This is a genomic window from Variovorax sp. OV329 (assembly GCF_900114785.1).
In the GTDB taxonomy this organism is placed as follows: Bacteria; Pseudomonadota; Gammaproteobacteria; order Burkholderiales; family Burkholderiaceae_C; genus Variovorax.
This window is the reverse complement of the sequence record NZ_FOUG01000008.1, coordinates 72,076-92,575: the sequence shown is the minus strand read 5'-3', so window position 1 is coordinate 92,575 and position 20,500 is coordinate 72,076. Positions and strand designations below refer to the sequence as shown.

Annotated in this window: 22 protein-coding genes; 8 read left to right on the top strand and 14 right to left on the bottom strand. The window is 68.3% G+C overall.

The annotated features are described in order from the left end of the window. Positions 1-4: 4 nt before the first annotated feature. From BM345_RS15455 to BM345_RS15435, 5 genes are all read right to left on the bottom strand, one after another. Entirely contained in the window at positions 5-2,281 is a 2,277-nt protein-coding gene (locus BM345_RS15455; protein WP_093380867.1) for a methyl-accepting chemotaxis protein, read from the bottom strand. 38 nt (positions 2,282-2,319) lie between these two features. Further along, on the bottom strand, positions 2,320-2,850 hold the full coding sequence (locus BM345_RS15450; protein WP_093380865.1) for a chemotaxis protein CheW: 531 nt from the start codon (positions 2,848-2,850) through the stop codon (positions 2,320-2,322). Between the two features lie 28 nt (positions 2,851-2,878). Beyond that, positions 2,879-3,244, bottom strand: coding sequence for a response regulator transcription factor (locus tag BM345_RS15445; protein ID WP_093380864.1), 366 nt, complete (start codon positions 3,242-3,244; stop codon positions 2,879-2,881). Beyond that, a complete protein-coding gene (locus BM345_RS15440) occupies positions 3,245-3,643 on the bottom strand; it encodes a response regulator (protein WP_093380862.1) in 399 nt (132 codons plus the stop codon). Positions 3,644-3,732: 89 nt separating this feature from the next. Beyond that, complete coding sequence (locus tag BM345_RS15435) at positions 3,733-3,903, bottom strand: rubredoxin (protein WP_084242021.1); 171 nt, start codon at positions 3,901-3,903, stop codon at positions 3,733-3,735. Positions 3,904-4,014: 111 nt separating this feature from the next. On the opposite strand from BM345_RS15435, the gene BM345_RS15430 reads away from it, so the two are divergent. Genes BM345_RS15430 through BM345_RS15420 form a run of 3 tightly spaced genes read left to right on the top strand, consistent with a single transcriptional unit; the run spans position 4,015 to position 6,805 of the window. Further along, positions 4,015-4,980: a bifunctional hydroxymethylpyrimidine kinase/phosphomethylpyrimidine kinase gene (locus BM345_RS15430; RefSeq protein WP_093380861.1), complete on the top strand. Its 966-nt coding sequence runs from the start codon at positions 4,015-4,017 to the stop codon at positions 4,978-4,980. A gap of 5 nt (positions 4,981-4,985) precedes the next feature. Beyond that, positions 4,986-6,284 (top strand): glutamate-1-semialdehyde 2,1-aminomutase, encoded by a 1,299-nt coding sequence (gene hemL, locus BM345_RS15425; protein WP_093380859.1) that lies wholly within the window; start codon positions 4,986-4,988, stop codon positions 6,282-6,284. Continuing rightward, positions 6,281-6,805 (top strand): hypothetical protein, encoded by a 525-nt coding sequence (locus tag BM345_RS15420; RefSeq protein WP_254789752.1) that lies wholly within the window; start codon positions 6,281-6,283, stop codon positions 6,803-6,805. The genes hemL and BM345_RS15420 overlap by 4 nt, the downstream gene beginning before the upstream one ends. A 28-nt stretch (positions 6,806-6,833) precedes the next feature. Here the strand turns inward: BM345_RS15420 and purH are convergent, their stop codons facing one another. The 3 genes from purH to dusB are packed head-to-tail and all read right to left on the bottom strand — an operon-like array spanning position 6,834 to position 9,769. Next, the gene (gene purH, locus BM345_RS15415; protein ID WP_093380858.1) at positions 6,834-8,432 is read right to left on the bottom strand and encodes a bifunctional phosphoribosylaminoimidazolecarboxamide formyltransferase/IMP cyclohydrolase; all 1,599 of its coding nucleotides are present in this window, start codon (positions 8,430-8,432) and stop codon (positions 6,834-6,836) included. Positions 8,433-8,439: 7 nt separating this feature from the next. Further along, entirely contained in the window at positions 8,440-8,676 is a 237-nt protein-coding gene (locus BM345_RS15410; RefSeq protein WP_093380856.1) for a Fis family transcriptional regulator, read from the bottom strand. 25 nt (positions 8,677-8,701) lie between these two features. Next, positions 8,702-9,769 carry a tRNA dihydrouridine synthase DusB gene (gene dusB, locus BM345_RS15405; protein ID WP_254789751.1) on the bottom strand — a complete coding sequence of 356 codons (1,068 nt, stop codon included), beginning with the start codon at positions 9,767-9,769 and terminating at the stop codon, positions 8,702-8,704. Between the two features lie 134 nt (positions 9,770-9,903). Here dusB and BM345_RS15400 point away from each other — a divergent pair, with 134 nt between their 5' ends. Next, complete coding sequence (locus BM345_RS15400; RefSeq protein ID WP_093380855.1) at positions 9,904-10,389, top strand: YqaA family protein; 486 nt, start codon at positions 9,904-9,906, stop codon at positions 10,387-10,389. A gap of 69 nt (positions 10,390-10,458) precedes the next feature. Here BM345_RS15400 and BM345_RS30145 read toward each other — a convergent pair whose 3' ends face one another. The 4 genes from BM345_RS30145 to BM345_RS15385 all read right to left on the bottom strand — a co-directional run bounded on the left by BM345_RS30145 (position 10,459) and on the right by BM345_RS15385 (position 13,604). Beyond that, positions 10,459-10,626: a hypothetical protein gene (locus BM345_RS30145; protein ID WP_175545023.1), complete on the bottom strand. Its 168-nt coding sequence runs from the start codon at positions 10,624-10,626 to the stop codon at positions 10,459-10,461. Between the two features lie 95 nt (positions 10,627-10,721). After that, a complete protein-coding gene (locus BM345_RS15395) occupies positions 10,722-11,393 on the bottom strand; it encodes a glutathione S-transferase (RefSeq protein WP_093381152.1) in 672 nt (223 codons plus the stop codon). 172 nt (positions 11,394-11,565) lie between these two features. Then, positions 11,566-12,657 (bottom strand): redox-regulated ATPase YchF, encoded by a 1,092-nt coding sequence (ychF, locus tag BM345_RS15390; RefSeq protein ID WP_093380853.1) that lies wholly within the window; start codon positions 12,655-12,657, stop codon positions 11,566-11,568. A gap of 59 nt (positions 12,658-12,716) precedes the next feature. Continuing rightward, positions 12,717-13,604 carry an MOSC domain-containing protein gene (locus BM345_RS15385; RefSeq protein ID WP_093380852.1) on the bottom strand — a complete coding sequence of 296 codons (888 nt, stop codon included), beginning with the start codon at positions 13,602-13,604 and terminating at the stop codon, positions 12,717-12,719. Between the two features lie 86 nt (positions 13,605-13,690). On the opposite strand from BM345_RS15385, the gene BM345_RS15380 reads away from it, so the two are divergent. The 4 genes from BM345_RS15380 to BM345_RS15365 are packed head-to-tail and all read left to right on the top strand — an operon-like array spanning position 13,691 to position 18,217. After that, positions 13,691-14,845 (top strand): FAD-dependent monooxygenase, encoded by a 1,155-nt coding sequence (locus BM345_RS15380; protein ID WP_093380850.1) that lies wholly within the window; start codon positions 13,691-13,693, stop codon positions 14,843-14,845. Between the two features lie 31 nt (positions 14,846-14,876). After that, positions 14,877-15,599: a DsbC family protein gene (locus tag BM345_RS15375; RefSeq protein ID WP_093380849.1), complete on the top strand. Its 723-nt coding sequence runs from the start codon at positions 14,877-14,879 to the stop codon at positions 15,597-15,599. After that, positions 15,599-17,410: a M61 family metallopeptidase gene (locus tag BM345_RS15370; protein ID WP_093380847.1), complete on the top strand. Its 1,812-nt coding sequence runs from the start codon at positions 15,599-15,601 to the stop codon at positions 17,408-17,410. The genes BM345_RS15375 and BM345_RS15370 overlap by 1 nt, the downstream gene beginning before the upstream one ends. 27 nt (positions 17,411-17,437) lie before the next feature. Continuing rightward, the gene (locus BM345_RS15365; RefSeq protein WP_093380846.1) at positions 17,438-18,217 is read left to right on the top strand and encodes an enoyl-CoA hydratase; all 780 of its coding nucleotides are present in this window, start codon (positions 17,438-17,440) and stop codon (positions 18,215-18,217) included. Positions 18,218-18,236: 19 nt separating this feature from the next. Here BM345_RS15365 and BM345_RS15360 read toward each other — a convergent pair whose 3' ends face one another. Next, positions 18,237-19,766 (bottom strand): hypothetical protein, encoded by a 1,530-nt coding sequence (locus BM345_RS15360; protein ID WP_093380844.1) that lies wholly within the window; start codon positions 19,764-19,766, stop codon positions 18,237-18,239. Continuing rightward, positions 19,763-20,434, bottom strand: coding sequence for a sigma-70 family RNA polymerase sigma factor (locus BM345_RS15355; RefSeq protein WP_254789750.1), 672 nt, complete (start codon positions 20,432-20,434; stop codon positions 19,763-19,765). Before BM345_RS15355 ends, BM345_RS15360 begins: the two co-directional genes overlap by 4 nt. Between the last annotated feature and the right edge of the window lie 66 nt (positions 20,435-20,500).

Below are 20,500 nucleotides of genomic sequence, written 5' to 3'. Positions count from 1 at the left end.
TCGTTCAGGCGATCTTGAATCGGGACACCGACTGGCGCAGTTCTTCAGCCATGTGCGAGAGTTCGCGCACCTGCTGGGCCGTGGCGCGGGTGCCTTCACCCGTCTGCTCCGTCACCGCGAAGATGTGCTGGATGTTCGCCGCCACCACGTTGGCCGAATTGGCCTCGCGGGAAGCGGACTGGGAAATCTGCTCGATCAGCTCGGCAAGGCGGCGGGACACGCGGTCGATCTCCGACAGGGCGGTACCTGCATTGTCGGAGAGCTTGGCCCCTTCCACCACACCCTGCGTGGAGCGCTCCATGGCGCCCACCGCGTCCTGGGTGTCGGTCTGAATGGCCTTCACCAGTGCCGCGATCTGCCGCGTGGCGTCTGCCGAGCGTTCGGCCAGTCGCTGCACTTCTTCGGCCACCACCGAGAAGCCTCGGCCGGCTTCACCGGCGGACGCGGCCTGGATGGCGGCGTTCAGTGCCAGCACGTTGGTCTGTTCGGTAATGTCCGAGATCAGCTCGGTGATTTCGCCGATCTCCTGCGAGGATTCGCCCAGGCGCTTGATGCGCTTGGAGGTTTCCTGGATCTGGTCGCGGATGGCGTTCATGCCGCCGATGGCGTTCTGCACGGCCTGCAGGCCCGAGGACGCAGCCTGCAGCGACTGGCGCGCCACCGTGGCGGACTCCTGCGCTTGCGAGGACACACCGTTGATCCGCTCGGCCATGGTCAGCACCGACTGGCCGGTTTCGCGAATCTCGCGCAGCTGTTCGGTCGAGGCGGCCAGCAGTTCGGTCGAAGTGCTTTCCACCTGCGCCGTCGTTTGCGCGACCCGGGAGGCCGTGTTCTGCACGTTGCCCACCAAGAGGCGCAGTTCTTCCACCGTGTAGTTCACCGAGTCGGCGATGGCGCCGGTGATGTCTTCCGTCACGGTGGCTTCCTGCGTCAGGTCGCCTTCGGCCACCGTCTGCAGTTCGTTCATCAGGCGAAGAATGGCGGCCTGGTTGGCCACGTTCACGCGGGTCACTTCCTCGTGGGCCCGGTCGGCTTCGACGCGGTCACGCTCGGCGGAGACGGCACGCTCGCGGCCTTCACGCACCTGGGCAAAGGCGATGGCACCAGCCAGGCCGAGGGCGGCCAGCGACAGGATGAACAGCAGGACCACGGTGCCGGCGCCCAGGCCGGTGCGCTCGGACAGCTTGTCCTGCAGGTCGCCCAGGGCGACACGCAGCGGCTCGCTGTCGGCCAGGATGGTGGCCTGTGCTTCACGCGCGGTGACCAGGCCCTGCAGGTTGCCCAGGATGGCACCGGCCTGCGTGCGGGTCTGCTCGTAGGTCTTCAGGATGGCTTCCAGCTGCTGGCGGGTCTGCGGGTCGCGGGTGCCGGGCAGGCGCTGCTGCGCGCTGCCGTCCAGCAGGCCCTTGGCCACTTCCTGGAAGGTGTTCAGGTCCTTGCCCAGCAGGAACACCGCGTCGGGGCTCACGCCTTCCACCGTCAGGAATTCGTTGGCCGACTTGCCGATACGCTGCGTCAGCATGACCAGTTGGCCGGCGGCCGAGATCTCGGGCACGGTGGCGGTCTGCTGCATCTTCAGCGAGGCGACCGTCTCGGTCATTTCCAGCAGGTCGGAAGACTGGCGGTTGATGTTGCGCAGCGCGGCGCCCACCTGCGTCAGGATCTGCTGCTGGGCCAGCACGGCCTTGGCACTGGCCGAGGCGCGATCCACCAGCGGCAGGATCTTGGTCATCTCGGCGTCGAGGTCCTTGCTGACCGGCTCGAGCTTGATGGCGTCGTCGCCGGAGGCCAGGCCGTGCGCACGCACGCTCAGGTCGGCCGAGGAATCCTTCACTTCCGCGAAGGCCTTCACGTCACCCACCAGGGCCTGCGAGACCGACTTGGCAAGACGCTGCGACTGCATCAGCGACTGGCCGGTGGCAGCCACCTGCTGCGCGACGCGGTCGGCGCGAACGATGGCGGAGCCGGCGATCACCAGCAGCACCAGCACCACCACGGCCAGCGCGATGAAGAGGTAGCGCTGCTGGCGCTGAAGGTCGGAACGAGGTGTGGCGGGCGGCGCCTCGGCGGCCTGGACCTCGCCGGCCTCGGCCGGAATGCCGACGGCGGCGCCGGACTCGTTGGCCGCGGCGGCCTCCGCGTCGCGGCGCATCAGCACGGTCTTCTCGTCGAAGCCCTGCTCGGTTTCGACCTGGTCGAGGGCAATGGCACTGTTGTCGGCGCCCATCGCGTTGTCGCGCGCGGGCAGGAGGCGTTTGAACTTGTCGGCGATCGAGCTCACAGTCGGTCCTTCAGGTTGATGGCGTTGCGGCTGCCCGATCAGGCGCCGATACTCAGAAAGTGCGGTTGCTGGGACAAGGCTTGCAGGTTGACTTCCTGCCACTGCTCGCCAGCCTCGTCGGTGTAGGTGGAACCCATCCAGGCCGGCGCGTCCTCGGCCGGCGGCTGCGTGGCCACGAAGGCCTCGACGCCGCGCAGACCGATCAGCCGGTCGATCAGGAGGGCACAGTTGACCTCGAGCAGTTCGTTCAAGGCCACCAGGCGCGACTGGGTACGCGCGGCATCGGTGGCCGCCGTGGTGCGGCGGCCGGTGGCAAAGCCGGCGAACTCCACGACGCCGTACAGGCCGCCGCGGAGATTGGAAACGCCGAGGAACCAGGGGTGCGTGTAAGGCACCGGTTGCGGCGGCGCCCACGGGAAGATCTCGCCGGCATGGCCGAGCGGAAAGAGGAACTTCGCATCGCCAGCCTCGACGGCCAGCCAGGAGGCCGACACGCCGGAACTGCGTGCCGCCTGCAGCCGGCCAGCCAGCCTGGACTGGAATGCACGGAGCGCGTCGCGATTGGCCATGGCAGGAAGAGCGTTGGACGCGAGTTGCTTAGTTGAGCGCGCTGATCTTGGCCATCAGCTCGGCCGCGTTCACGGGCTTGACGATGTAGTCACGCGCGCCCTGGCGCATGCCCCACACGCGGTCCGTTTCCTGGTTCTTGCTGGTGCACAGGATGATCGGCACAGCCGCGTACAGCGGATCGCGCGCGATGGCACGCGTGAGCTGGAAGCCGTTCTGGCCAGGCATGACCACGTCCATCAGGATCAGGTCGGGACGGTCTTCCTGCAGGCGGCGCATGGCGTCGTCGGCGTTCTCGGCCGTCTTGACCTTGAAGCCGTTCTTCTCGAGCAGGTCGGTCAGGAACATCAACTCCGTCTTGGAGTCATCGACCACGAGGACTTTTTGGATAGCCATTTAGAGAGTTTCCGATTGAGCAACGCCGAACTGCTCCACTGCCTGGAGCAACTGGTCTTTGGTGAAAGGCTTGGTGAGGTAATCCTGCGAGCCGACCATGCGGCCGCGCGCCTTGTCGAAGACGCCGTCCTTGGACGACAGCATGACGACGGGGACACTGGAGAAATGCGAATTGCGCTTGATGATCGCGCAGGTCTGGTAGCCATCCAGGCGCGGCATCAGGATGTCGCAGAAAATGAGGTCAGGCCGGTGGTCGTTGACCTTCGACAGGGCATCGAATCCATCCTCGGCCAGCAGCACCTCGTGCCCACCCTGCTTGAGGAAGATCTCCGCGCTGCGGCGGATGGTGTTGCTGTCGTCGATGACGAGCACCTTGTAGCCAGATCCATTGGTGCTCATGGGCACACGCTCCTCAAACAACACTTCCGACGACGGCGGCTACCTTTCCAATCAGAAAAGTCGCCGGAAGCGTGGCCCTATGCCATGCTTCAAATTTCAACCATTTCGAAGTCTTCCTTGCGGGCACCACACTCGGGGCAGGTCCAATTCATTGGCACATCGGCCCACGCTGTTCCGGCCGCAATACCATCTTCTGGTACCCCGACCGCTTCGTCGTAGATCCACCCGCAAATCAGGCACATCCAGGTTTTTTTGTTCATCGCAGCTTACGTTCCCTGTTCATAGAATGCAACGATTGTATCGAGACGTGTGTCGCGAACTCGTGATTTGCGTCTCACATCCGCCACCATCTTGGTGAGCATCGAAGACGCATGAAAACTTTTCTTTTACCCCCTGAAGACTCAGGTCCAACGGACGATCTTAGCGGCGCCGACGCCGGACTCGAGAAGTCCGAGGAAGGCAGCCAGAACGGCCTGCCCTGCGTGCTCGTGTTCAATGCCAGCGACCCCAGCGGCGCCGGCGGACTCGCCTGTGACGCACTGGCGATCTCCTCCGTCGGCGCGCACATGCTGCCGGTGGTCACCGGCGCCTATGCGCGCGACACGGCCGAGATTTTCGACCACTTTGCCTTCGACGAAGAGGCGGTTTCCGAGCAGGCCCGCACCATCCTGGAGGACGTGGAGGTGCAACTGATCAAGGTGGGCTTCGCCGGCACGCCCGAGAACCTGGCCGAGATCGCCGAGACAGCCAGCGACTACCCCGAGGTGCCGGTGGTGGCCTACATGCCCAACCTGGCGTGGTGGGACGAAACCAAGATCGACGCCTACCTCGATGCCTTCCGCGAACTGGTGCTGCCGCAGACCACGGTGCTGGTGGGCAACCACAGCACCCTGTGGCGCTGGCTGCTGCCCGACTGGAACGGCGATCGCCCGCCCACGGCGCGCGACGTCGCCCGCGCCGCCGGCGAACAGGGCGTGCCCTACACGCTGGTCACCGGGATCGTGCTGCCCGACCAGTTCTTCGACAACGTGCTGGCCTCGCCGCAGGCGGTGCTGGCCAGCGAGAAGTACGAGCGGCTCGAAGCCGTGTTCTCCGGCGCGGGCGACACGCTCTCGGCCACGCTGGCGGCGCTGCTGGCCAGCGGCACCGAACTGGTGGCCGCCACCAGCGAGTCGCTCAGCTACATGGACCGCTGCCTGGACGCAGGCTTCAGACCCGGCATGGGCCACGTCATTCCCGACCGCCTCTTCTGGGCCCAGCCCGAGGACGAGGACGGCGAGGAAGACACCGCAGGCGCCAGCGACTTCGCGCTGCCGCCACACGAAACACGACATTGAGACCGATGACCGCAGACGACCGCAACAACCAACTTTTCGAGCGCGCACGCGCTGTCATTCCTGGCGGGGTGAACTCGCCGGTGCGCGCGTTCAAGGCCGTGGGCGGCACGCCGCGCTTCATCCAGAAGGCGCAGGGCGCCTACATGTGGGATGCAGCCGGCCAGCGCTACATCGACTACATCGGCTCCTGGGGCCCGATGATCCTGGGCCACGGCCATCCCGCCGTGATCGAGGCGGTGCAGAAGGCCGTGACCGAGGGCCTGTCCTTCGGCGCGCCGACCGAGCGCGAGATCGAACTGGCCGAGGCCATCCTCGCGCTCATGCCGTCCATGGAGATGGTGCGCCTGGTCAGCTCGGGCACCGAGGCCGCGATGAGTGCGCTGCGCCTGGCCCGTGGCGCCACCGGGCGCAAGACCATCATCAAGTTCGAAGGCTGCTACCACGGCCATGCCGACGCGCTGCTGGTGAAGGCCGGTTCAGGCCTGGCCACTTTCGGCAATCCCACTTCCGCGGGCGTGCCGCCCGAGGTGGTGCAGCACACGCTGGTGCTGCGATACAACGACCTGCCGCAACTCGACGCCGCCTTTGCCGAACATGGCAAGGACATCGCCTGCCTGATGATCGAGGCGATCGCCGGCAACATGAACTTCGTGCGGGCCACGCCCGAGTTCGCGAAGCGCTGCCGCGAGCTGTGCACGCAGCATGGCGCGCTGCTGGTGTTCGACGAGGTCATGACCGGCTTCCGCGTCGGCCTGCAGGGTGCGCAGGGCGTGCTGGGCGTGCGGCCCGACCTCACGGTGCTTGGCAAGGTCATCGGCGGCGGCATGCCGCTGGCGGCCTTCGGCGGACCGCGCGCCATCATGGAGCAGCTGGCACCGCAGGGCCCGGTCTACCAGGCCGGCACGCTGTCGGGCAACCCGGTGGCCACCGCCTGCGGCCTGGCCACGCTGCGGGAAATCGCCAAGCCGGGCTTCTACGACGCACTGGCCGCCAAGACCCGCTCGCTGGTCGATGGGCTCAAGGCCGCCGCCAGCGCCGAGGGTGTCGGCTTCAGTGCCGACTGCGAAGGCGGCATGTTCGGCTTCTTCCTGCTCGACACGCTGCCGCAGGACTACGCCAGCGTGATGAAGAGCGACGGTGCACGCTTCAACGCCCTCTTCCACGGGCTGCTGGAGCGCGGCGTCTACATCGCGCCGGCGCTGTACGAGGCAGGCTTCGTGAGCAGCGCCCACAGCCAGGACGATATCGCGCAGACGCTGGAGGCAGCTTCGGCGGTCTTCAGGAAGCTCGGCCGGGCCGCATGAGCCGGCGCGCCGCGCTCGCAGGCCTGCTGCTGGCCCTGGCCGCTCTGCCGGCCGCGGGCCAGGCGCAGGAAACTGCCTCGGACGCCGGAAGCTCTTCCGAAGTCCTGTCGCGCCTGTGGCTGAACCCCGGCTTCTATTCGTGGCACTGGGACCGCGACAAGAACCTGGAAGACGCCAACCCGGGCTTCGGCGTGGAGTACGTGCTCGACGACGAGTGGTCGCTCACGGCCGGCACCTTCAAGAACAGCGACCGCGAGCGCTCGAACTACATCGGCGCCTACTACATGCCCTTGCAGTGGCAGGGCTTCAGGTTCGGCGCCGCGGTGGGTGCCTTCGACGGCTACCCCAACTACAAGGACGGCGGCTGGTTCCCGGCGCTGATCCCCACCGTGGCCTACGAAAGCCGCTACTGGGGGCTCAACGTCGGCGTCATTCCCTCGTACAAGGACCGGCTCTACGGCGCCATCAGCTTCCAGCTGAAGGTGCGCTTCAGCGCGCCGGCCGGCGGCGCGCCGAAGTAAGGAGGCAGCCGAGCGACTGCCGCTGCGCTCAGTGGCGGAAGTGGCGCACGCCGCTGAAGACCATGGCCACGCCGCGCTCGTTCGCCGCGTCGATCACTTCCTGGTCGCGCATCGAGCCGCCCGGCTGGATCACGCAGGTGGCACCGTGGTCGATGACCACGTCCAGGCCGTCGCGGAAGGGGAAGAAGGCGTCGCTGGCCACGGCCGAGCCGGCCAGCGAGAGGCCGGCGTGCTCGGCCTTGATGCTGGCGATGCGCGCCGAGTCGAGCCGGCTCATCTGGCCCGCGCCCACGCCCAGCGTCATGCCGCCCGCGCAGAACACGATGGCGTTGCTCTTGACGTACTGCGCGACCTTCCAGGCGAAGAGCAGGTCTTCCAGCTGCTGGGCGGTGGGCTGCTTCGTGGTCACCACCTTCAGGTCGGCCAGCGCGAGCTGGTGGTTGTCCGCGGTCTGGATCAAAAGGCCCGAGCCGACCCGCTTCACGTCCATCGCATTGCGGCCGTTCTTCCAGTCGGTGTCGCCGCCGGGCGGCAGCTCGATCTGCAGGATGCGGACGTTGACCTTGGCCTTGAACACCTCCAGCGCCTCGGGCGTGTAGGCCGGAGCCATCAGCACCTCGACGAACTGCTTGCTCACCGCCTGCGCGGCCGCCAGGTCCACCGGGCGATTGAAGGCGATGATGCCGCCGAAGGCCGAAGTGGGGTCGGTCTTGAAGGCCTTCGCATAGGACTCGTGCGCGTCCGCGCCCACGGCCACGCCGCAGGGGTTGGCGTGCTTGACGATGACGCAGGCGGGCACCTCGAAGTTCTTCACGCACTCCCACGCCGCGTCGGCATCGGCGATGTTGTTGTAGGACAGCTCCTTGCCCTGCAGCTGCTTCGCGGTGACCAGCGAGCCCGGTGCCGGATACAGGTCGCGGTAGAAGGCGGCCTGCTGGTGCGGGTTCTCGCCGTAGCGCAGGTCCTGCAGCTTGACGAAGCGGCCGTTGCTTTGCGCCGGGAAGAGCGCTCGCTTGGGCGCCGCCTGGCCTTCGCTGGCCTCGAAGTCGATGGCCGAGAGGTAGTCGCTGATGGCGCCGTCGTAGTCCGCGATGCGGTTGAAGGCGGCCACCGAGAAGGCGAAGCGGGTCTTGTCGCTCAGCTTGCCGCTGGCCTTGAGCTCGGCCAGGGCCACGGGGTACTGCGCCGCGTCGGTCAGCACGCCCACGTCCTTCCAGTTCTTGGCGGCGCTGCGCACCATGGCCGGGCCGCCGATGTCGATGTTCTCGATCGCGTCCTCCAGCGTGCAGCCGGCCTTGGCCACCGTGGCCTCGAAGGGATAGAGGTTGACCACCAGCAGGTCGATGGTGTCGATGCCGTGCTCCTGGATGGCCGCCACGTGCGCGGGCAGGTCGCGGCGCGCCAGCAGGCCGCCGTGGATCTTCGGGTGCAGCGTCTTCACGCGGCCGTCCAGCATTTCGGGAAAGCCCGTGTGGTCGGCCACTTCGGTGACCGGCAGGCCGGCGTCGGCCAGCAGCTTGGCGGTGCCGCCGGTGGACAGGAGCTTCACGCCCAGGCCGTGCAGGCTCTGTGCGAATTCGAGGATGCCGGTCTTGTCGGAAACGGAGAGGAGTGCGGTGAGTGCCATGGGATGCTTACTTCAGGAGCTTGTGTTCGACCAGCTTTTTGCGCAGGGTGTTTCGGTTCAGGCCCAGCCACTGGGCCGCCTTGGATTGGTTGCCCTCGGCGCGGCTCATCACCACGTCGAGCAGCGGTTTCTCGACCACGTTGACCAGCATGTCGTACATGCCGTCGGGCTCGGTGCCTCGGAGGTCGCGGAAATAGCCTTCCAGACTGCTGCGGACGCAGTCCTCGATCTGCTTCTTGCTCATGCTCTTCTCTTCTTGATTTGATCTGTTATCGGGCGTCCTGGCAGGCCACCCCTTCTTCTTCCTCGGGATCGTTCAATGCCTGCGGCGCGGCGGCAGGCATGCGGTCTGTGTGGGCGGCCAGGCCGTCGAAGAAGGCTGCGACGGCCGCCAGCTGGGCCTCGCACTCCTCGATGCGGTTCATCTCGCCGCGAAATTCCTCGCCCCCGGGCAAGCCGCGCACGTACCAGCCGATGTGCTTGCGGGCCGTGCGCACGCCGCTGTAGTCGCCGTAGAGGACGTAGTGCTCCTGGAGATGCTCGAGCAGGAGGCGCTGGACCTCGGCCACCAGCGGCGGCGCGCGGTGCGTGCCGGTGGCCAGGAAGTGCTCGATCTCGCGGAAGATCCAGGGCCGGCCCTGCGCGGCACGGCCGATCATGATGGCGTCGGCACCGGTCGCGGCCAGGACCGCGCGGGCCTTCTCGGGGCTGGTGATGTCGCCATTGGCCACCACCGGCACGCTCACCGCGGCCTTCACCGCGGCGATGGTCTCGTACTCGGCCTGGCCCTTGTAGCCCTGCTCGCGGGTGCGGCCGTGCACCGTGAGCATCTGCACGCCGGCGGCCTCGAAGCGGCGCGCGAGCGCGACCGCGTTGCGCTGCTCCAGGCTCCAGCCGGTGCGCATCTTGAGGGTGACCGGCACGCCGTGCGGCTGCGCCGCCTGCACCACGGCTTCGACGATCTCCAGCGCCAGCGGCTCGTCGCGCATGAGGGCCGAGCCGGCCCACTTGTTGCAGACCTTCTTGGCCGGGCAACCCATGTTGATGTCGATGATCTGCGCGCCGCGATCGATGTTGTAGTGCGCGGCCTCGGCCATCATGGCCGCGTCGGTGCCTGCGATCTGCACCGAGATCGGACCGGGCTCACCGGTGTGGTCGGCGCGCCGCGAGGTCTTGAGCGAATGCCACAGGTCCTTGCGCGAGGTGACCATCTCGCTGACCGCGTAGCCGGCCCCCATCTGACGGCACAGGGTGCGGAAAGGCCGGTCGGTCACGCCGGCCATGGGCGCCACGAACAAGCGGTTTTCCAGCGGGATGTTGCCGATCTGCAGGGTCATGAAATGGTGCGGTGCGCAACTCGGCTGCTGAAAAATGAGGCACGATTGTAGCGATGCCACATCCCGGTGGATGAAACGATTTGCACTGCCAACGTGCAGGAAGCAAGGCCCGGGTTCTTATACTGCCGCGCTACATGGAACATTGGTACGACTCACTTCTTGCGCTGCTCGCGCTGCCCGAATATGGGCTGACGTCGCTGTTCATCGTTTCCTTTATTTCAGCCACGTTGCTGCCGCTGGGCTCGGAGCCCGCGCTCTTCGGCCTGCTGCAACTCAACGCCGACATGTTCTGGCCGGCGATCTTCGTTGCCACGGCGGGCAACACGCTGGGCGGTGCGGTGGACTGGTGGATGGGCTTCGCGGCGCACCAGGTGGCTGATAAGTACTCACACTCCAAGCACCACGTGCGGGTGCTGGGTTGGCTCGAACGCCTGGGCCCCAAGGCATGCCTGCTGGCCTGGCTGCCGCTCTTCGGCGACCCGCTGTGCGCGGTGGCCGGCTGGTTGCGCATGCCCTTCTGGCCTTGCGTGTTCTACATGGCCATCGGCAAGTTCGCGCGCTACGTCACCATGACCATGGGCCTCATCTATATGTGGCCCAGGCTGGGCTTCGGCTCCTGAAATGAAAAAGCCGGCACACGCCGGCTTCTTTTCAGGACTGCGCGCATGGCACGCAGCAGAGAACGGCGATCAGCCCTGGTGCGCGCGCTTGCCGACGTTCTTCTTGCTGCGGGTGGCGGGGCCGCGCTCGAGGCTGCGGCGCTGGCCGGTGCCCTGGCGAGCCAGCGCCATGCCGGGCATCGGCGTGGGACGCGGGGTGGCCTTGCGGTCGGCTTCGGTAACGATCTTGTTGCCCATGTGAGTGCTCCTGGTCGGTGTGATGGGTGGGTGAAAAAAGAGGGGCTCCCATGCGGAGCCACCCCTGTATTGTCGCCGCTTCGGCAAAGCCCCGGTCAGCTGAGCTCGAAGCGCCCCCCGCGCTCCAGCGCGCGCTGGTAGGCCGGCCTTGCGTGGATGCGCTCCAGCCAGGCCATGAGCTTGGGCCGGCTCGCGTCCAGCCCGCCGCGTGCGCGCGCCACTTCCACCGCAAAGCTCATCTGGATGTCGGCCGCGCTGAAGGACTCGCCGGCGAACCACGGGGTCTTGCCCAGTTCGCCCTCCATGAAGTCCAGGTGCGTCTTGAGCTGCGGGGCGATGAAGGCCGACTTGGTCTTGTCGACCACGCCCTTGACGATGGGCTTGGCGAAGAAGGGCACCGGGCTCTTCTCGATGCGGTCGAAGATCAGCTTGAGCAGCAGCGGCGGCATGGCCGATCCTTCGGCGTAGTGCAGCCAGTAGCGGTAGCGTGCGGCTTCGGGCGTGCCGGGCGCGGGCGCCAGCTGGCCCTGTCCGTAGCGCTCGGCCAGGGTCTCGATGATCGCGCCCGACTCGGCCAGCGTAAGGCCGTCGTCGGTCACCACCACCGGCGACTTGCCCAGCGGGTGCACCGCCTTGAGCGAAGCGGGCGCCAGCATCGTCGCCGGGTCGCGCTGGTAGCGGATGATCTCGTAGGGCTGGCCCAACTCCTCGAGCAGCCAGAGCACGCGCTGCGAGCGGGAGTTGTTCAGGTGATGGACTGTGATCATGGTTGTGCTGCTCTTGTTGTTGTTCAGGGGTTTGAAAGGCGCACGGCCGAAGTCGGCCGCGACGCCCCGCTTTCTACCGGTTCGCGTGCGCAGCACCCACGCCGATGCGACGAAGCGCCGCGGGCGGCCGCCCAGCCGCACGGGCGAGCGACGAGCCGCCGTCCCTATTCAATCAGGAGCTGAACAGGAAGTTCATGACGTCGCCATCCTTGACGACGTATTCCTTGCCTTCGGAGCGCATCTTCCCCGCGTCCTTGGCGCCCTGCTCGCCCTTGAAGGCGATGTAGTCCTCGAAGGCGATGGTCTGGGCGCGGATGTAGCCCTTCTCGAAATCGCCGTGGATCACGCCGGCGGCCTGCGGGCCGGTGTCGCCGATGTGGATGGTCCAGGCGCGCACTTCCTTCACGCCGGCGGTGAAGTAGGTCTGCAGTCCCAGCAGCTTGAAGGCGGCACGGATGAGGCGGTTCAGGCCCGGCTCCTCCTGGCCGATCTCGGCCAGGAACATCTTCTTGTCTTCCTCGTCCATGTCGGCCAGCTCCGCCTCGATCTTCGCGCAGATGGCCACCACCGGCGCGTTCTGCTTGGCGGCGTACTCGCGCAGGCGGTCCAGGTAGGGGTTGTTCTCGAAGCCGTCCTCGGACACGTTGCCCACGAACATCGCCGGCTTGGCGGTGATCAGCGTGAAGCTCTTGACCAGCGGCTGCTCTTCCTTGGTGAACTCGAGCGCGCGCACCGGCGTGTTCTCGTTGAGCGCGGCCTGGCAGCGCTCGAGAAGGCCGACCAGCTTCTGCGCGTCCTTGTCGCCCGAGCGGGCAACCTTCGTGTGGCGGTGAAGCGCCTTCTCGACGGTGGCCAGGTCGGCCAGGCACAGCTCGGTCTGGATCACCTCGATGTCGGAGATGGGGTCGACCTTGCCGGCCACGTGGATCACGTTGTCGTCGTCGAAGCAGCGCACCACGTTGACGGTGGCGTCGGTCTCGCGGATGTGGGCCAGGAACTTGTTGCCCAGGCCTTCGCCCGTGCTGGCACCGGCCACCAGGCCGGCGATGTCCACGAACTCCACGATGGCCGGCACCACGCGCTCGGGCTGCACGATCCCGGCCAGCTGCGCCAGGCGCGGGTCGGGCACTTCCACCACGCCGACGTTCGGCTCGATGGTGCAGAAGGGATAGTTTTCCGCCGCGATGCCGGCCTTGGTCAGGGCGTTGAAGAGGGTGGACTTGCCGACGTTGGGCAGGCCGACGATGCCGCACTGGAGGCTCATGGCGCTAGCTTTCTGGGAGATTGGGGAGAACCCGTGATTTTACGGCGCCCTCCCCGCGCCTATTCGAAGCGCAGGTTGGCGCCCGCCGTCTGCCCCACCCGCAGGGGCTGCTCCACGCCTTCGAGCACGATCAGGTTCATGCCGAAGGTCAGGGCGCCGTCCAGCCGCGGGTCGGCGCGGTAGCTGCGCAGGGTTTCATTGACCGCCGTGCCGGTCTGGGCGGTGGCCGGGTCCACGTCGGGGATGGTGCAGCGGGCGCAGGGCTTGACCGGGCGCAGCAGCACCTGGCCGCCCTCGCCGGTGTCGATGCGCAACTCGTCCACACGGTCCTCGTCGTGCGCCTCGATGCCGGCGAGCACCAGGTTCGGCCGGAAGCGCTCCATGGCGATCGCCTCGTGGCCGGCCGCGGCCATGCGCGCGTTGAATTCGGCGAGCGAGGCCTCGCTGATGGCCAGGATCGGGAAGCCGTCGGCGAACTGGTTCGGGGCCTCGACCTCGCCGGTCCACTTGCGGCTGGACAGGCGCTTGTGCTCGGGGTCGAAGCGCACCAGGCGCAGCTTCTTCTTCGGCTGGCCGGGCTCGGACAGGAAGTCGCTGAACCACTGGGCCGCGATGTCGCCCATGTCGTAGGCGGCCACCTCGTCGTCCCACACGCGCACCCGCACCGGGCCCTCGACCCGGTCGAAGGCGATGTGCAGCGCCAGCATGCCGGGGGCGCGCAGCACCATGTCGCCGTGCCGCAGCGTGGGGCGGATGAGGGCCATGCGCGGCAGCTCGCGCTGGCTGACGAACTCGCCCCCCTCGTCCACCACCATCCAGGCGCGGTCGAATTCCAGGCCGGTCTCGATCAGCAGGCTCTCCTGGAGTTCCACGCCCGCGCAGGACTTGATCGGATAGACGAAAAGCCGCGAGATGCTGGCTTGGAGGTCGAAATCGGCAGGGTTCACGAAGGGGTCCTCGGCTGGGGCTGCCGATTGTCTCCCAACAGGAAGGGCCAAGCCGGCGCCCGCCCCCGACTCCCTACAATGGCCCGATGGCTCTTCCCCCCGAGGTTTGCATCCGCGGCGCCGGCATCGTCGGCCGCACTTTGGCGCTTCTGCTGGCCGGCGCGCGCGTGCGCGTGGCGCTGGTGGCGCCCGCCGCCGATGCGGCCGCCAAGGCGCGCGAGGACATCCGCGCCTACGCCCTCAACGCCGCCTCGCGCGAGCTGCTCGAATCGCTGCGCGCCTGGCCGGATGCGCAGCACGCCACCGCCGTGCGCGAGATGATGATCCACGGCGACGACGGCGGCAGCGTGCACTTCAGCGCGCCCCAGCAGAAGGTGGACGCGCTGGCCTGGATCGTCGACGTGCCCGCGCTGGAGCAGCGCCTGGCCGACGCCGTGCGCTTCTCGCCCATGATCGAGGTGGTCGAGCAGCCGGTGGCCGCGCCGCTCACCGTGGTGTGCGAAGGCAAGGCCAGCGCCACCCGCGAGGCCCTGGGCGTGCACTACGAACTCACCCGCTACCCGCAGCACGCCATCGCCGCCCGTTTCGAATCGGAACGGCCGCACGGCGAAGTCGCCCGCCAATGGTTCAACGACTGCGGCGAAGTGCTCGCCCTGTTGCCCCTGGGCGGCCCCGGCGGGCGCTCGCTGGCCCTGGTGTGGTCCGTGGACCAGGCCCACGCACCGCGCCTGCTGGCCCTGGGTGCCGAGGAATTCGCCGGCGCCGTGCGCGAAGCCTGTGGCGACGCGCTGGGCGCGCTCACCCCCGTGGGCGAGCGCGCCGCCTGGCCGCTGCAGCGCGCAATTGCCGATCGCTGGACCGGCCAGATGCGCACCGGCAGCGGCAGCTGGGCCCTGGCCGGCGATGCCGCACACACGGTGCACCCGCTGGCGGGACAGGGCCTGAACCTGGGCCTGGCCGATGCACAGGCGCTGGCCGCCGTGCTGGGCGAGCGCGAGCACTGGCGCAGCGTGGGCGACATGCGCCTGCTGCGCCGCTACGAACGCGCCCGCCGCGCCGACGTGCTGGCCATGAGCCTGGCCACCGACGGCCTGCAGCAGCTGTTCGCCCACAGTGCCGACCCGTTGCCGCGCCTGCGCAACTGGGGCATGCGCGGCTTCGACCGCACCGGCTTCGTCAAGAGCTGGGTGGCGCGCCGCGCCATGGGCCTGCAGCGCTCGGCCGCGCCGGGTGCGCACTGAACCAAATACCGTCCCACCGATCCGAATCGCCATGAAATCCATCCGCCTGTTGGCCGCCGCGCTCGCCTGCGCCGCCGCCTTTGTTGCCGCCACCGCCCACGCCGGCGAGGCCGAGATCCGCAAGAACCTCGCCGCGCGCTTCCCGCAGTTCGCCCAGATCGAGGAGGTCCGCAAGACCCCCATCGCCGGCCTTTGGGAGGTGCGCGTGAACGGCTCCGAGTTGTTCTATGCGGACGAGCAGGGCGATTTCCTGGTGCAGGGCGAGATGATCGACGTCAAGGGCCGCCGCAACCTCACGCAGGAGCGCATGGACAAGCTCAACGAAGTCGCGTTCGACAAGCTGCCGGTGCAGGACGCCTTCAAGATCGTGCGCGGCAACGGCAAGCGCAAGCTGGCGGTGTTCGAGGACCCGAACTGCGGCTACTGCAAGCACTTCGAGAAGGACCTGCGCAACATCGACAACGTGACGGTCTACCTGTTCCTCTACCCGGTGCTGGGCCCGGATTCGAAGGTGAAGTCGCGCAACATCTGGTGCAGCAAGGACAAGGCGAAGGCCTGGAACGACTGGATGGTGGGCGAGGTCAAGCCGACCGACGCCACCTGCGACACGGCAGCCATCGACCGCAACGTCGCCTTCGGCCGCAAATACAACATCACCGGCACGCCCACCCTGATCTTCAGTGACGGCTCCCGCACGCCGGGCGCCATTCCGGCGGCGCAGGTCGAGAAGCAGCTCACCGCGGCCGCCAAGTGATGGCCGGCAAGAGCGCCTCGCCCATCCATTTCCAGGTGACGTGTGCCGACAGGCATGCGCACCTCTTCGACATCCGGCTGCACATTTCCGCCCCGGCCGCTGGCCAGGTGGTGTCGCTGCCGGCCTGGATTCCCGGCAGCTACCTGGTGCGCGAGTTCGCCAAGAACCTGCAGGGGCTCACGGCCCGCCAGGGCCGGCGCAACGTGCCCATCCAGCAACTGGACAAGGCCACCTGGCAGGTCGACAGCGCCGTCGGCAAGCCGCTGGAGCTGAGCTACCAGGTCTGCGCCTATGACAACTCGGTTCGCACCGCCTGGCTGGACGACAACCGCGGCTTCTTCAACGGCACCAGCCTGTGCCTGCGCGTGGAAGGCCAGACGGCCCAGGTGCACGAGTTGGAAGTGCTTGCGCCGCGTGCCGCCGCCGGCGAGGCGCGCTGGTCCTGTGCCACCTCGCTCGCGCCCATCGCCGTCGACCGGCAGGGCTTCGGCCGCTACCAGGCGGCCCACTACGACGAGCTGGCCGACAGCCCGGTGGAAATGGGCACCTTCTGGAGCGCCAGCTTCGACGTGTGCGGCGTGCCGCACCGCTTCGTGGTGGCGGGCGCACCGGCCTCCTTCGACGGCGACCGCCTGATCGCCGACACCCGCGCCATCTGCGAGACGCAGATGCGCTTCTGGCACGGCGACAAGGTGGGCAAGCGCGGCGGCCCCAAGCCACCGCACGACCGCTACGTGTTCATGCTCAACGCGGTGGACGACGGCTACGGCGGGCTGGAGCATCGCCACAGCACCGCGCTCATCTGCGCGCGGCGCGACCTGCCGCGCCACGGCAGCGCGCGCCAGGCCGAGGGCTACACCACGCTCATGGGCCTGATCAGCCACGAGTACTTCCACACCTGGAACGTCAAGCGCCTGCGGCCGGCGGATTTCGCCAGCTACGACTACGGGCGCGAGAACTACACCGAGCTGCTGTGGTTCTTCGAGGGCTTCACCAGCTACTACGACGACCTGCTGCTGCGCCGCGCCGAGCGCATCGACGACGCCACCTACCTGCGCCTGGTCAACAAGACCATCAACCAGGTGCAGCAGGCGCCAGGACGCCTGGTGCAGTCCGTGGCGCAGGCCAGCTTCGACGCCTGGGTGAAGTACTACCGGCAGGACGAGCAGACGCCCAACAGCACGGTGAGCTACTACACCAAGGGCGCGCTGGTGGCGCTGTGCTTCGACCTCACGCTGCGCGCCGAAGGCAAGGGCTCGCTGGACGAGGTGATGCGCCTGCTGTGGAAGAACAGCAGCGGCGGACCGGTGAGCGAGGCCGATATCGCGGCTGCCCTCCAGGCCGTGGGCGGCCGCAGCTACGCGAGCGAACTGGCGCGCTGGGTGCATGGCACGGACGAGTTGCCGCTGGCCGAGCTTCTTCGCACGCACGGCGTGGCCGTGCTGGACGACCCGGCGCAGCGCGCCCAGGAGCTGGGCCTGCGCGTGGCTGAAGCCGGTGGCAGCGTGCAGGTGAAGGTGGTGCTGCGCGGCGGCGCTGCAGAGAAGGCCGGCTTCGCCGCGAATGACGAATGGCTGGGCATCGAGCTGGCCGCCACGCGCTCGCAGCCGGCGCAGGCCTGGCGACTGGCCAAGCTGGACGACCTGGCGCTCTACCTGGGCCCGCAGAAGAAAATGACGGCCCTGGTCGCGCGCGACCGCCGGCTCATCCGCCTGCCGCTGCAACTGCCCAGCGGCATCGGCACCTGGCGACTGGCTGCGCACGATTCGGCGAAGCTGGTGCGCTGGCTAATCGGCACTTCGACATCCTGATTCCAAATTTCCGCGAGGAGACAAGCCATGAGCTACGAAACCATCGAAACCCGCGTCGAGGCCGGCAAGGTCGGCATCATCACGCTCAATCGGCCCAAGGCGCTGAACGCGCTCAATGACCAGCTCATGACCGAGCTGGGCCTGGCGCTCAAGGCCTTCGACGCCGACCAGGCCATCGGCTGCATCATCGTCACCGGCAGCGAGCGTGCCTTCGCCGCGGGCGCGGACATCGCGGCGATGGCGAAGTACGACTTCATCGATGCGTACAAGGGCGACTTCATCAGCCGCAACTGGGAGACCATCCGCTCCATCCGCAAGCCGGTGATCGCCGCGGTGGCCGGCTTCGCGCTGGGCGGCGGCTGCGAGCTGGCGATGATGTGCGACTTCATCATCGCGGCCGACAACGCGAAGTTCGGCCAGCCCGAGATCAAGATCGGCGTCATCCCGGGCGCCGGCGGCACGCAGCGCCTGCCGCGCGCGGTGGGCAAGAGCAAGGCCATGGACATGGTGCTCACGGCCCGCATGATGGACGCGCAGGAAGCCGAGCGGGCCGGCCTGGTGAGCCGCGTGGTGCCTTACGAGAATCTGGCCGAAGAGGCGCTGGGCGCGGCCCTGGTCATCGCGGGCTTCTCGCAGGTCTCGGTGATGGCGGCCAAGGAGTCGGTCAACCGCGCCTTCGAGTCGGGCCTGTCGGACGGCATTTTGTTCGAGCGCCGCCTCTTCCACTCGATGTTCGGCACCGCCGACCAGCGCGAAGGCATGGACGCTTTCCTCAACAAGCGCCCGCCCAGCTTCACGAACCGCTGAGCGCCTCGCCGCCCCTCCACTACTGCGCAGGCGCAGGCACGGGCGGTGGCACCAGCGGAGGATCGATCATCACGGGAGCCGGTGCCGGCACGGGCGCCTCGACGGGCGCGGCCGGCTCGGCACGGGGTGCACGCACGGGCGGCATCGGTGCTTCCGGACGCGGCGTCGCAGCGGCCCTCATCGTCTGGCGCAGGGCGGCGCGCAAGGCGTCCAGCGATTCGATGGGCGGCGTGCCCGTGCTGGGCGGCAGCTTGCCCTCGGTCCAGCGCACCTGGCTGCGCGCCACCTCCAGCACGGCCAGCACCTGGCCCTTGCGCTCCAGCGACACGCGCCATTCCGGCAGCGCTCGCATGGGCGGCGCGCCCACGGCCATGATGGCGGCCGAGCTCATCAGCAGGCTCAGTTCCCCGGCTTCGGACCGCGGCACCACGCGCACATCGCCATTGACGTTGGCCACCCGCATCTCGGACCAGCGCGACAGCGAGGCGAAGTCAGGCACCAGCGGCGGCGGCGCCGCAGGCGCGGCCGGCTCGGCGGGTTCCTGACGCGCGGCAGCGGCGCCTCGTTTCTTCTCGTCCGCTGGTGCAGCTGGCGCTGGTGCGGCGGCCGCGACCTCTGCCCGGCGACGCTCGGGCGCGACCGCGTCGGCCGCAGCCGGAGCGGCAGACTGGCGCGTTCCCGCATGGGGTGGCGAAGCGTAGTTCTGGCTCAAGGATTGACGTGGAGCGTCACCGGTGCCGGGCGAGGGAGCCGCCGGCACGACAGGAGAAGATGGCGCCGGAGCCAGGGCACCGCCGGCGGCGGGCGCCGCAGGCGCAGGCGCAGGTGCAGGTAGCGGAGTTGGCGGCCGCGCCATGGGTGCTTGCACCGCGGCGCCTGCAGGCGGCTGCGCCGGAACAGCGACGACAGCGGGCGCGGACGCCGTTGCGGCGGGCTCCGTGACGGACGGCGCCCCGGCCGAGCCAGGCCTTGCGGAAGGCTCGGTCGACCCCGACGAAGCCGACGCCCCGCGGGCGGGCGCAGGTGCGTTGGCTGCAGGCGCGGGCACCGGCGAAGAAGATCCCGAAGGAGCCGGTTTCGGCGATTCCGCGGCCCTCGACGGCGCCGCACGCTCCGCATCCTTGCGCAGGGCATCCTCCTTCGCCACCGACTCCGGCGCGGGCGCCGCCGCGCGCTCGGGCGCCACCGCGACCGGCCGCTCGTCCAGCCGTGCGCCAGGCACCGGCTCGCGCTGCCACATCAAGGTGACCAGCACGCCGACGATCACCGTCGCAAAGGCAGCACTCCAGGGCGCGGCGCCTGTGAAGCCCACCCGCTCGCGCCACCAGCCGAAGCGCCACCAGGGCGTGCTCTCGCGGCTGGCGGACAGCAGTTCCTCCGACGCCGAGATCGCGTCGCGCGCGTGCTCGAGGATGGCCTGGCGGATTCGCCAGTCGGGCAGGGTCGTGCGGTCCGGCGCCTGGGCCAGCGCCTTGCGCAGCGCGTCGTTGGAAATCGGCTCGTCCGGCTCGCCGGGTTCCAGAATCATGCCGTCGTCGGTGGTGTTCATGCGCGTCGCTCCAGCACCTGCAGGTAGCGCTCCATGCAGCCACGCAGCTTCTTGAGGCCGTAGCGCAGGCGGCTGCGCACGGTCTCGAAGTTGATCTCCAGGGTCTTGGCCATGGCCTCGACGCCGAAGCCCTCCTCGTTGTGCAGCAGGAAGGCAGCGCGCTGCTCGTGCGGCAACTCGTCCAGGCAGGCCAGCAGGCGCCGGCCGGCGGCGCGCCAGAAGGCCACCTCCTCGGCCGAGGGCGCGGCGTGCTCGTCCGCGCCGCCGTCGCCGAAGGCCTTCAACCGGTGGTGGAACAGGCGCATGGCTTCGGCGCCGTCGCCGTCCTCGTCATGCGCATAGAAGGCCACCTCGCGCCCGCTGACGCGCAGGCGGTCCATGGCCAGGTTGTGGGCGATGGTGAAGACCCAGGTGCGCCAGGTGGCGCCCTGGGGCGAGAAGCTCTCGCGTGCCGAGACGACGCGAAACCAGGTCTCCTGGAACACCTCGTCCACTTCGGCGCCCAGGCGCGCGCCCAGCAGCCGGCGCACGAAGCGGTACAGCGATCCTTCGTGGCGGGCATACAGCACGTCGAACGCAGCGCTGTCGCCATCGGCATAGGCGAGCATCAGCTGGTCGTCCGGCATGGCTTCGTGGAGCGCGGCAATGGCCGCATCGGGCTCGAGCATCGGCAGATTTTCACCTCACGTTCTACGGGTGGCGGGCGCGTTCGGGGTTAGCACGGGTCAAAAAAT

Coding starts and splice junctions, on each gene's coding strand:
- BM345_RS15450 (WP_093380865.1), bottom strand. CDS start 2,850: ATGGCCAATCGCGACGCGCTCCGTGCATTCCAGTCCAGGCTGGCTGGC.
- BM345_RS15445 (WP_093380864.1), bottom strand. CDS start 3,244: ATGGCTATCCAAAAAGTCCTCGTGGTCGATGACTCCAAGACGGAGTTG.
- BM345_RS15440 (WP_093380862.1), bottom strand. CDS start 3,643: ATGAGCACCAATGGATCTGGCTACAAGGTGCTCGTCATCGACGACAGC.
- BM345_RS15435 (WP_084242021.1), bottom strand. CDS start 3,903: ATGAACAAAAAAACCTGGATGTGCCTGATTTGCGGGTGGATCTACGAC.
- BM345_RS15430 (WP_093380861.1), top strand. CDS start 4,015: ATGAAAACTTTTCTTTTACCCCCTGAAGACTCAGGTCCAACGGACGAT.
- hemL (WP_093380859.1), top strand. CDS start 4,986: ATGACCGCAGACGACCGCAACAACCAACTTTTCGAGCGCGCACGCGCT.
- BM345_RS15420 (WP_254789752.1), top strand. CDS start 6,281: ATGAGCCGGCGCGCCGCGCTCGCAGGCCTGCTGCTGGCCCTGGCCGCT.
- purH (WP_093380858.1), bottom strand. CDS start 8,432: ATGGCACTCACCGCACTCCTCTCCGTTTCCGACAAGACCGGCATCCTC.
- BM345_RS15410 (WP_093380856.1), bottom strand. CDS start 8,676: ATGAGCAAGAAGCAGATCGAGGACTGCGTCCGCAGCAGTCTGGAAGGC.
- dusB (WP_254789751.1), bottom strand. CDS start 9,769: ATGACCCTGCAGATCGGCAACATCCCGCTGGAAAACCGCTTGTTCGTG.
- BM345_RS15400 (WP_093380855.1), top strand. CDS start 9,904: ATGGAACATTGGTACGACTCACTTCTTGCGCTGCTCGCGCTGCCCGAA.
- BM345_RS30145 (WP_175545023.1), bottom strand. CDS start 10,626: ATGGGCAACAAGATCGTTACCGAAGCCGACCGCAAGGCCACCCCGCGT.
- BM345_RS15395 (WP_093381152.1), bottom strand. CDS start 11,393: ATGATCACAGTCCATCACCTGAACAACTCCCGCTCGCAGCGCGTGCTC.
- ychF (WP_093380853.1), bottom strand. CDS start 12,657: ATGAGCCTCCAGTGCGGCATCGTCGGCCTGCCCAACGTCGGCAAGTCC.
- BM345_RS15380 (WP_093380850.1), top strand. CDS start 13,691: ATGGCTCTTCCCCCCGAGGTTTGCATCCGCGGCGCCGGCATCGTCGGC.
- BM345_RS15375 (WP_093380849.1), top strand. CDS start 14,877: ATGAAATCCATCCGCCTGTTGGCCGCCGCGCTCGCCTGCGCCGCCGCC.
- BM345_RS15370 (WP_093380847.1), top strand. CDS start 15,599: ATGGCCGGCAAGAGCGCCTCGCCCATCCATTTCCAGGTGACGTGTGCC.
- BM345_RS15365 (WP_093380846.1), top strand. CDS start 17,438: ATGAGCTACGAAACCATCGAAACCCGCGTCGAGGCCGGCAAGGTCGGC.
- BM345_RS15360 (WP_093380844.1), bottom strand. CDS start 19,766: ATGAACACCACCGACGACGGCATGATTCTGGAACCCGGCGAGCCGGAC.
- BM345_RS15355 (WP_254789750.1), bottom strand. CDS start 20,434: ATGCTCGAGCCCGATGCGGCCATTGCCGCGCTCCACGAAGCCATGCCG.